The sequence below is a fragment of the Microcoleus sp. D2_18a_B4 genome, assembly GCF_036702475.1.
GTDB lineage: Bacteria > Cyanobacteriota > Cyanobacteriia > Cyanobacteriales > Microcoleaceae > Microcoleus.
In genome coordinates this window covers 66,535-76,004 of the sequence record NZ_JAUBTL010000034.1, presented here as the reverse complement: position 1 = coordinate 76,004, position 9,470 = coordinate 66,535, and the positions used below count along the sequence as shown (strand labels likewise).

Annotated in this window: 7 protein-coding genes; 1 reads left to right on the top strand and 6 read right to left on the bottom strand. The window is 44.8% G+C overall.

Annotated elements, in window-relative coordinates; genetic code table 11:
* Positions 1–355: 355 nt before the first annotated feature.
* The 6 genes from QUB04_RS19585 to cobA all read right to left on the bottom strand — a co-directional run bounded on the left by QUB04_RS19585 (position 356) and on the right by cobA (position 6,058).
* The gene (locus QUB04_RS19585) at positions 356–934 is read right to left on the bottom strand and encodes a Uma2 family endonuclease (protein ID WP_333286867.1); all 579 of its coding nucleotides are present in this window, start codon (positions 932–934) and stop codon (positions 356–358) included.
* 87 nt (positions 935–1,021) lie between these two features.
* Entirely contained in the window at positions 1,022–2,194 is a 1,173-nt protein-coding gene (locus QUB04_RS19580) for a tetratricopeptide repeat-containing serine protease family protein (protein WP_333286865.1), read from the bottom strand.
* A 93-nt stretch (positions 2,195–2,287) separates the two neighbouring features.
* On the bottom strand, positions 2,288–3,478 hold the full coding sequence (locus QUB04_RS19575; RefSeq protein ID WP_333286863.1) for a tetratricopeptide repeat-containing serine protease family protein: 1,191 nt from the start codon (positions 3,476–3,478) through the stop codon (positions 2,288–2,290).
* A gap of 228 nt (positions 3,479–3,706) precedes the next feature.
* The gene (locus QUB04_RS19570) at positions 3,707–4,099 is read right to left on the bottom strand and encodes a type II toxin-antitoxin system death-on-curing family toxin (RefSeq protein ID WP_333286861.1); all 393 of its coding nucleotides are present in this window, start codon (positions 4,097–4,099) and stop codon (positions 3,707–3,709) included.
* Complete coding sequence (locus tag QUB04_RS19565; RefSeq protein ID WP_333152845.1) at positions 4,086–4,277, bottom strand: DUF2281 domain-containing protein; 192 nt, start codon at positions 4,275–4,277, stop codon at positions 4,086–4,088. Before QUB04_RS19565 ends, QUB04_RS19570 begins: the two co-directional genes overlap by 14 nt.
* Before the next feature lie 188 nt (positions 4,278–4,465).
* A complete protein-coding gene (cobA, locus tag QUB04_RS19560; protein WP_333286858.1) occupies positions 4,466–6,058 on the bottom strand; it encodes a uroporphyrinogen-III C-methyltransferase in 1,593 nt (530 codons plus the stop codon).
* A gap of 89 nt (positions 6,059–6,147) precedes the next feature.
* Here cobA and QUB04_RS19555 point away from each other — a divergent pair, with 89 nt between their 5' ends.
* Complete coding sequence (locus QUB04_RS19555) at positions 6,148–9,444, top strand: glycosyltransferase (RefSeq protein ID WP_333286856.1); 3,297 nt, start codon at positions 6,148–6,150, stop codon at positions 9,442–9,444.
* Positions 9,445–9,470: the final 26 nt, after the last annotated feature.

Below are 9,470 nucleotides of genomic sequence, written 5' to 3'. Positions count from 1 at the left end.
CTTCTTTCCTCCTGACTCCTGACTCCTGACTCCTAATTCCAATTTCGAGCTTTGCTGCTTTCATTGAGATGCTCCCGTCTGTGACAAGTGGCAGGTCAAAAAGTGTTTTTAATTATTCTCATGTGACATTTGTAGCTGGAATTGTTGGAACCATAATTCTAGCCTGTTAATTTTATGGCTACTCATAATTTTATCACATTTCCAGCTAATATTATGTCCGCTGGAACGATAATAAAAATGGTTCGTAGTGAGAACCCAGAGTCCAGATCCAACTCGGTCTGACTTGCATTCCTCACTAGGAAATGGTAACGGTTATTTTATTAAAGATGATATAATAAGTCAAAATTGAATTCGGCTAATTCCAAATTTTTTGCAAATTGAGAACAAATCCCGGTAAAACATTTTCCCCAGAAAGGGTGAGAGGAGATTGTAAAACTTCCACATCTTGACCGGGGCGATAAATTTCAACTTCGCGTTTTTTGCGGTTAATCAGCCAACCCAAACGGCAGCCATTTTCCATATACTCTTGCATTTTTTCCTGAGTCTTTTTTAAGCTGTCCGTTGGGGAGAGAATTTCCACAGCAAAATCGGGACAAAGCGGGATAAATTTTTCTCTTTGTTGAGGTGTCAAAGCTTCCCAGCGAGATTTCTCTACCCAAGACGCATCGGGAGAGCGATCGGCTTTATTGGGCAGAGTAAATCCTGTTGAGGAATCAAAGGCTTCACCGAGTTGGGTTTGTTCGTTCCAAAGTCCAATCTGTAAGTTGAATTTTGAGTTGCTTCTTCCCGTTTCTCCTCCGGTTGGCGGCATGACAATTAATTCTCCCTTGGCGTTCCGTTCAAGTCTCAATTCCGGGTTTTCTTCGCACAGTTGATAAAACTGTTCTGAAGTTAGTTTAATCAGGGAGTTGAGGTTTAAGGTGATAGCAGTCATTGTTATTTACCTGCTGTTTGTATGAACTTGATTAAGAATTAAAAATGACTAATCCCATTTTTAATTCTTAATTCTTAACTTCTAATTTTACTGCAATTGGTTGATTCTGTTGAGCGCGTCTTGATAGGCGCTGGTTCTGCCGCCTTGTTTGTAAAGTTCTGCTGCTTTTTGAAAGTCGGCAATTGCCTTCGGTTGGTTTTTTTGATCTAGGTAGGCTAGAGCCCTGTTGTAGTAGGCGTCAGCAAAGCCGGGATTGGCTTCGATCGCCCGCGTGTATGCTGGAATCGGGTTAGTGCGTGTATCGGGAGTGCTGGCGATGGTGATGGCATTACCAATATTGAAATGCAATTCCGGTGTGTTGTTAGGTTTGAAAGAGAGTGCTTTGTTGAAAGCCTCGATCGCCTCGAAAGTAGATCCCTCATCTAAGTACACCAGTCCTCGAAAATAAAAGGCCTCAGCGTCTTTTGGGTTGAGGGTGGATAGGGGAACTGCGGTGGGGGGAGAATTGTCTACTTTCAAATCGGATTTGTTCATTCCCGCCGCCGCCAGTTTCGCCATAAAAGTATTGATGGGAACTGCTGCATTAAATCCCGTTTTAATCGGGGCGACTTCGCCGGAACTCGTTTGGGCGAAACCAAATTCCCCTTGTCCGTGTAAACCGATGACTCGGCCTTCGGAGTCAAAAACTGGGCCGCCACTCATGCCACTCCAGGTTACGGCCTGATACCGCAAAGTGTAACCTTCCGGGCGGTTGCTGGGGCGGCTGGTAACGAGTCCGGGAGAGAGTTCTGGTTCTCTTTCGGCGCCGAAAAGTCCGCCCGTAGCGGGGTAGCCGTAAACGAAGATTTGAGTGCCGATGACGGCTGTGTCGGAATCTGCGATCGTCGCGACTGGATATTCTTCGGGGCTTTCAAATTTGACTACGGCTAAATCCGCCTCTGTTTCGGCTGTTTGCAGCCCGGTGACAGAGGTTGCTTGATAGTTTTTGCCTGTGGAGGTGCGGACTGTGTATTTGAGATCGGGTTTTTCGACGACGTGGTTGACTGTTAAAACTGTGTAAGTTTTGCCGTTTTTGGCAATAATTACGCCAGAACCGTCTCCTAGGGAACTGTTAATTTGTACTGTCAGCGGCCCGGCAATGTTGGCGACTTGTTGGGGAGTTTTGGCGATCGCACTTTGGCTGATGATTATGGTTAGGGCCGCCGTAGTTCCTGCTAGCAAGGTGGTTAAGGTGTCGAAACGGGAAAAATTTACGTTCATGGTAGTTGCTGATTATATTAATTAGCCTAGTTGGAAATTCAAACATCAAAATGAATAGCTTCATTTTGATGTTTGAACTCTTAAAGGCTAAGTTTATTGCAACTGTTTGATTCTGTTAATTGCGTCTTGATAGGCGCTGGTTCTTCCGCCTTGCTTGTAAAGTTCTGCTGCTTTTTGAAAGTCGGCAATTGCTTCCGGTTGGTCTTGGTTGTCCAGGTAAGCTAAAGCTCGGTTGTAGTAAGCGTCGGCAAAACCGGGATTGGCTTCGATCGCCCGCGTGTATGCTTGAATAGCAGTGGAACCGCGTGTGGGACCGAGTTGGGGCACGCTGGCGGTGATGAAAGTGCGGGCATTACCGATATTAAAATACAATTCAGGGGTATATTTGGGCTTGAAAGCGAGTGCTCTGTTGAAATCGGCGATCGCCTCCCAAGCATCTCCTTGATCTAACAGCGAAAGTCCTCGAAAATAATAGGCTTGGGCATCTTGCGGATTGGCGGTGGATACCGGGCCACTGGTTGGGGGAGTATTGTCTACTTTCAACTCGGATTTGTTGATTCCCGCCGCCACTAGCTTGGCGATAAATGTATTGATGGGAACTGCTGCATTAAATCCGGTTTTAATCGGGGCGACTTCGCCGGAACTCGTTTGGGCGAAACCGAATTCGCCTTGTCCGTGTAAACCGATAACTCGGCCTTCGGAGTCAAAAACTGGGCCGCCACTCATGCCACTCCAGGTTACGGCCTGATACCGCAAAGTGTAACCTTCCGGGCGGTTGCTGGGGCGGCTGGTAACGAGTCCCGGAGAGAGTTCTGGTTCTCGTGCGGCGCCAAAAAGTCCGCCCGTAGCGGGATAGCCGTAAACGAAGATTTGACTGCCGATGACGGCTTGATCGGAATCTGCGATCGTCGCGACTGGATATTCTTCGGGGCTTTCAAATTTGACTACGGCTAAATCCGGGTCAGTTTCGGCGGTTTGCAAACGGGTGACGGAGGTTGCTTGATAGTTTTTGCCTTGAGACGTGCGAACGGTGTATTTCACGTCTGCTTTTTCTACGACGTGATTGACTGTTAAAACTGTGTAAGTTTTGCCGTTTTTGGCAATAATTACGCCAGAACCGTCTCCGAGGGAACTATTAATTTGTACTGTCAGCGGCCCGGCAATGCTGGCGACTTCTTGGGGGGTTTTGGCGATCGCGGGTTGGCTGATGACTATGGTTAAGGCTGCGGTAGTTCCTGCTAGCAGGGTGGTTAAGGTGTCGTAACGAGAAAAATTTATATTCATGGCTATTGCTAATTAGTAGCTGGGTAGCGGGATTTGGTGGAGGAAGGGCGATCGGCGGTTTGTGCTTTTTTTCTGTGTAGTTTTATTACTGATTTGACGCAAAGGATCTCGGCTTTGTTCTTTAGTGATAATTTTACTCGCTTTTTTGTTCCTCGATTCCCTTTTTCGCTGTAGGGTGCTTATGGGCGCACCTTACTTAATCTCAATGAAGGCTGCCCAACTTACTTATTAAAACTCAACAATACATGACTCAAACTCGGTGCTTAATTCTTCCTTAGTCATCGTTCCCCGCGCGACTCGCATGACTAAATCATATACTCCATCGTCCGTCAAATTCAGAGCGCAACCATTCAAACGCAAAAAGGTATCTGTCACCGCAAAAGCCGATCGCTTGTTACCGTCAATAAACGGATGATTCATCGCTAGGTGATAGAGATAGGCGGCAGCTTGTTCGCTAATCGTTGGATGCAAAAATTGACCGCCAAAAGTTGCTTGCGGTTGAGCCAAAGCCGACTCCAACAAGCCTTCGTCTCTGACGCCGGGAGTGCCACCAAAGCTAGAAATCTGGTCGTCATGAAGTTCTAGCACTTCATCTAGAGAGAGAAATTTAGGAGTTGGCAAGGCGACGGTAAACCTCCTCTCGTTCTTTTTTAGATGCTAGGTAAGCGTTCCAAACATCACTTTTTTCTGATTTTACAGGCTGTTTTGCCTTCAGGGCTAGTACAAACTCAAGCACTTCTTTCAACATAGGTTCTGGTACTTGGTCTAGTTCTTGGAGAAGTTGGTCTTTGGCGGTCATGTTTCTTTTCTCCTAGTTATTTTACCACTATTTTATCCGAATTCATAAAAGTCTTGCAACCTAGAGATTGTACGCGATTATCTGTAGGGACACGGCACTGCCGTGTCCTTGCAGATTACTTTTGTTAAATGAGATTACAACAATTTTACAACCAACAGATTAGAGAATCAACTACTGTTCAATCGCACTTATACATTTTGATATTCTGCAACCCATTGGACTATCGCCTCAGTCAGCCCATCCAAGGTATATTCCTTAGCTTCCACATCTAACTTACCCAATAATTTCTGACAACTTTTGGAAGTTTCCGGCCCGATCGAAGCGATGCAAACATTTGTTAGCCAATCCTGATATCGGGACAATTCCGGGGTTTGTTCTATGAGATTGCAAAAGTTATGCACAGTTTTTGAACTGGCAAATGTTATGATATTTACGGCTTGGTTTTGGAGTGCGGATAGGGCGATCGGATCGATTGTTTCGGGACAGCAAGATTGGTAAGCTGGCACTTCTATTACTTGCGCTCCTTTGGCGGTGAATTCTTTAACTAAAACTTCTCTGCCGCCGCTTTCTACTCTCGGAAATAGAATCTTGCAGTTTGTAGGGGCGGTGCCCCCGTGCCCGCCCTGCCAGGGGAAGTTCTCGACGAGGGAATCGGCGACAAAGTTGGGGGGAATAAAGTCTGGTTGTAGAGAGTGCGATCGCAAACTTTCTGCTGTTTTTTTGCCGACAACTGCGATTTTAATGCCAAACAAGCTGCGGGCGTCTTTGCCTTTTGCTTGTAATCGTTGAAAAAAGCAGTCTACAGCGTTGTGGGAAGTGAGAATTAACCAGTGAAAGCTTGACAATTGTGCGATCGCACTGTCTAATGGTTCCCAAGTGGACGGTGGCCCAATTACCAAGGCGGGCATTTCGATCACGCGGGCTCCTTGTTGCTGGAGTCGATCGCTAAATTCAGCCGACTGAGAAACCGATCGCGTGACTAAAATGGTTTTTCCTGCTAATGGCAATTTGCTGTTATTAATGGTGACTGATGTATCGATCATATTTGTGCTTTCTGGCTGAATTAAATATTCGCGCAATCTAACTACTTCCCCAATTACGATCACGCAAGGCGATAGAGATTGACCTGCTGTTTGCTGTACAATGTTGGAGAGAGTGCCGAGCCAAATTTGCTGTTCGGGGCGGCCGCAATCTCGGATAATGGCGATCGGAGTGTCGGTAGATCGTCCGTGCTTTTGCAATTGCCAAATTATCTCGCTTAAATTGCGCCCTCCCATCAATATTACCAAAGTTTCTATCTGCACTAATGCTTCCCATTCCAAAGCATCCGGTTCGTGGGCGCTCATCACTGCAAAACAGCGACTCATCACCGGATCTGTGAGGGGAATTCCTGCTAGTAAAGGTGCCGCTAATGCGGAGGAGATTCCGGGTATTACTTCAAAGTCGCAGCCCGCTGTGATTAATGCTTGAATTTCGGAACTAGAACGACCAAAAATAAACGGATCGCCACTTTTTAAGCGGATTACTTGTTTTCCTAGTTGGCAATATTCTACCAGCAAACGGTTAATTTCTTGCTGCTGGGTGGAAGGTTTGCCTCCGCGTTTACCGACTTCGATTTTTCTACAACTTGCTGGGATTAATTCGAGTTGCGGGATGTCGATGAGGGCGTCGTAGATTAAGACTTCGGCTTGGGATAGCAGTTTGTGCGATCGCACTGTCATCAAGTTACAATCTCCGGGCCCCGCACCGACTAGATAAACTTTCCCTTTGTGGTTTTTCACAATTCCTCCTCGATAGTATAATTTAAGGAAGAAGGAAGAAGGAAGAAGGAAGAAGGAAGAATGAGCAATTATGAAATAACAGATAACCAATGCCCAATGCCCAATGCCCAATGCCCAATCCCCAATGCCCAATCCCCAACGCCCATTCCTTAACCAGAAATCCTATATTTATGCAGATTATCATCATCACGGCCGCCGATGCAAATTACTTTGAATTGGTGCAAGGTACTATTTTATCGGTGCGGGAAAAACCAGAGGGTGAAAATGTGGCGATCGGCTTTTTCGATCTAGGCTGCACTCCCGAACAGTTGCAGTGGCTGGAAACACAAGTTAATATCATTCAAAAGCCGGATTGGGACTTTGACTTTCCTGGCCGAAATGAAGCTCCAGAACATTTAAAAGGGCTATTAGTTAGACCTTGTTTGCGAAAATACTTTCCCAATTTTGATATATACATTTGGATAGATGCGGATGCTTGGGTTCAAGACTGGAGAGCAATTAATTTGTTGGTTGAAGGAGCATCGCGCCGGGGGCTGGCAATTGTTCCCGAAGTTCACAGGGCGAGCTTGCAGCAGTACGGGCAACTTCCTCAGTTTTGGCCGTGGGTTTATCAACAATATGAAGCTAACTTTGGTGAAGAAATTGCTAATAAATTCTACAGTTATCCGATATTAAATGCCGGAGTTTTCGCACTCCGACAAGATGCTTTGCACTGGGAAATCTGGGCGGAAAAAATCAATCAAGGATTGCAAAGATCCGGCTGTGTCATGACCGATCAATTTGCCCTCAACCTCGCTGTTTACAGTGGCGAATTGTTCAATCTGACTGAAATGCTCCCAGCTTGGTGCAATTGGATATTCAACGGTTTTCCGGTTTGGGACAAGCAGCGAGGCTGTTTTGTGGAGCCGTACTTGCCGCAGGAGGCGATCGGCATTTTGCATTTAGCTGGCCGCCAGCAGTTTGACCGAGTACAATTGATGGCAACTGACGGCGATATACTGGAAATTAGCGTCCGCTATCAACCTAAAAAACAGCCAGCAATACCAATATTTCAAGAACCAAAAATGACTTACCAACAACCTGAAATTAGCAAAAATAATTTATTACATCCAGGGGATTATGTCTCCCCAGGGTTCCAAATAATTCTACCTGACTCCTATTTCCCCCATATAATTATTGCCGATCCAAATACGAGTAACTGGCCTTATTTGCGCCGGGAAATTCCGCATAATTGGTATGCAGACAAGCGCTATCCATTCATCGGGTTTTTGAATCGCGACGAAGCACACATCCTTTACAATACAGCTCTACAATTCAAAGGTAAAAAAGCCTTAGAAATCGGCTGCTGGCTGGGTTGGTCTGCTTGTCATTTAGCACTCGCCGGAGTTGAATTAGATGTCGTCGATCCGCTATTAGAAAGAGAAGACATCAGACAAAGCGTCATCGATTCAATTCAAGGCGCTCTCAATGCGTCTGGCGTTCAAACATCAGTCGAGCTAATACCAGGCTACAGCCCCCAAAGAGTCGAAGAATTTGCCGCTCAATTCAACCGCAAATGGTCATTAATTTTTATTGACGGAGAACACGGAGGTGATGGGCCATTAAATGACGCAATTGTTTGCGAACAATTGGCTGAGGAAGATGCAATAATTTTATTTCACGACTTAACCGCTCCAGATGTTGGTAAAGGTTTAGATTACTTGAAGCAAAGGGGATGGCAAACAGTAGTATATCAAACAATGCAAATTATGGGGGCTGCTTGGCGGGGCAATGTCGAGCCAGTAAAACATCAACCAGACCCTAATATTTCCTGGCAGTTGCCAGCACATTTGCACGGTTACAATATTAGCAGTTTAGAGACAACTAATTCTCAAACAGCCAGCCAAAGTAATCAAAACCAACAGTCATCTTATACAAGAGATTTTTACCAATTAATCGGAGAAGGAACTCGCACTTCTGCTAGAGAAATTATTCCCCTGCTGTTAGACTTGCTGCAACCGACTTTACCTAAAAGTGTTGTAGATGTGGGCTGCGGTACGGGAAGTTGGTTAGCTGCGTTTCAGAAGTTGGGAATTGCTGATTGTTTGGGAATAGATGGCGATTATGTCGATCGCACTATTTTACAAATTCCTTTAAATCAGTTCCAATCCGCCGATTTAAAGCAACCGCTGCAAATAAACAGAAAGTTTGACTTAGCAATTTCTCTGGAAGTTGCCGAACATTTGCCGGCTACCTGTGCCGAAAACTTTGTTAATTCTCTCACTCAACTAGCACCGGTGATTCTGTTCTCTGCCGCGATACCATTTCAAGGAGGCGTCGAACACGTTAACGAACAGTGGCCACAATATTGGGTTTATTACTTTCAGAAAAACGGCTATGCAGTTATTGACTGCTTGAGAAAAAAAATATGGAACAATGACAAAGTAGAGCCTTGGTACGCTCAGAATATCTTGATTTTTGTTAAACAACAATACTTGTCGGGATATCCGAGGTTAGTAAATGAATATCAAAATACCGATCTGAATCAATTAGCGATCGTCCATCCCAAAATTTATTTTTACAGCTTGCAAACTGCTAGAAAATCGGCACAGAATTTACAATCAGAAAGTGTCAAACAAGTTTCAGCATCGCCACAATTGGCATATCGACCTTTGGTATCTGTGATTATTCCCTGCTACAATCAATCTCATTTTTTGCTGCAAGCAGTAACTAGCGTGATTAACCAAACATACAAAAATTGGGAAATTATCATTGTCAACGACGGCAGCTTAGATACTACCAGCACAGTTGCCAAAAATTTAATAGTAGCCAATTGCCAATATCAAATTACGCTTGTAGAACAAACAAATCAAGGGCTTTCAAGTGCTAGAAATGCTGGTCTAGCAGCCGCAAACGGTGAATACATCATGCCTTTAGATGCCGATGATATCCTAGCTGAAAACGCCTTGACTGACCTTTTAGAAATATGTTTAAAATCAAAGGCACCTTGCGTAGCATTTGGTTCTTATCAAATGTTTGGCACTGAAAATCGCATAGTACCCAGTTACGACTTGTATTCGCCGGAAAATATCAAGCAATCTAACATGATTCACCCGTCTTCACTCTATCACAAATCTATTTTGGATTTGGTCAGCGGGTACAAAGTTGGGATGAAAGAAGGTTACGAAGATTGGGAGTTTTGGGTTAACTGCCACAAGCACAATATTCCCTTTTTGGGAACGAGAGAAGTAGTTGTCAATTATCGGCGTTCCCAGGGTTCTATGTTGGCAAAAGCTCAGCAATATCATCAAAAGTTGGTAGCACAAATTGTTTGTTACAACCGGGAACTTTACGATATGGAAAGCGTGAATAGTGCTGAAAACTTATTGGGACAAATCGCAAGTTAATCTGGATTCTTTATTCTGTAGTCCGC

What these genes read in the sequence shown, in the direction of transcription:
- QUB04_RS19585 (WP_333286867.1), bottom strand. Translation starts at nt 934, where the DNA reads ATGACTGCTATCACCTTAAACCTCAACTCCCTGATTAAACTAACTTCA.
- QUB04_RS19580 (WP_333286865.1), bottom strand. Translation starts at nt 2,194, where the DNA reads ATGAACGTAAATTTTTCCCGTTTCGACACCTTAACCACCTTGCTAGCA.
- QUB04_RS19555 (WP_333286856.1), top strand. Translation starts at nt 6,148, where the DNA reads ATGCCCAATGCCCAATGCCCAATGCCCAATCCCCAATGCCCAATCCCC.
- QUB04_RS19575 (WP_333286863.1), bottom strand. Translation starts at nt 3,478, where the DNA reads ATGAATATAAATTTTTCTCGTTACGACACCTTAACCACCCTGCTAGCA.
- QUB04_RS19565 (WP_333152845.1), bottom strand. Translation starts at nt 4,277, where the DNA reads ATGACCGCCAAAGACCAACTTCTCCAAGAACTAGACCAAGTACCAGAA.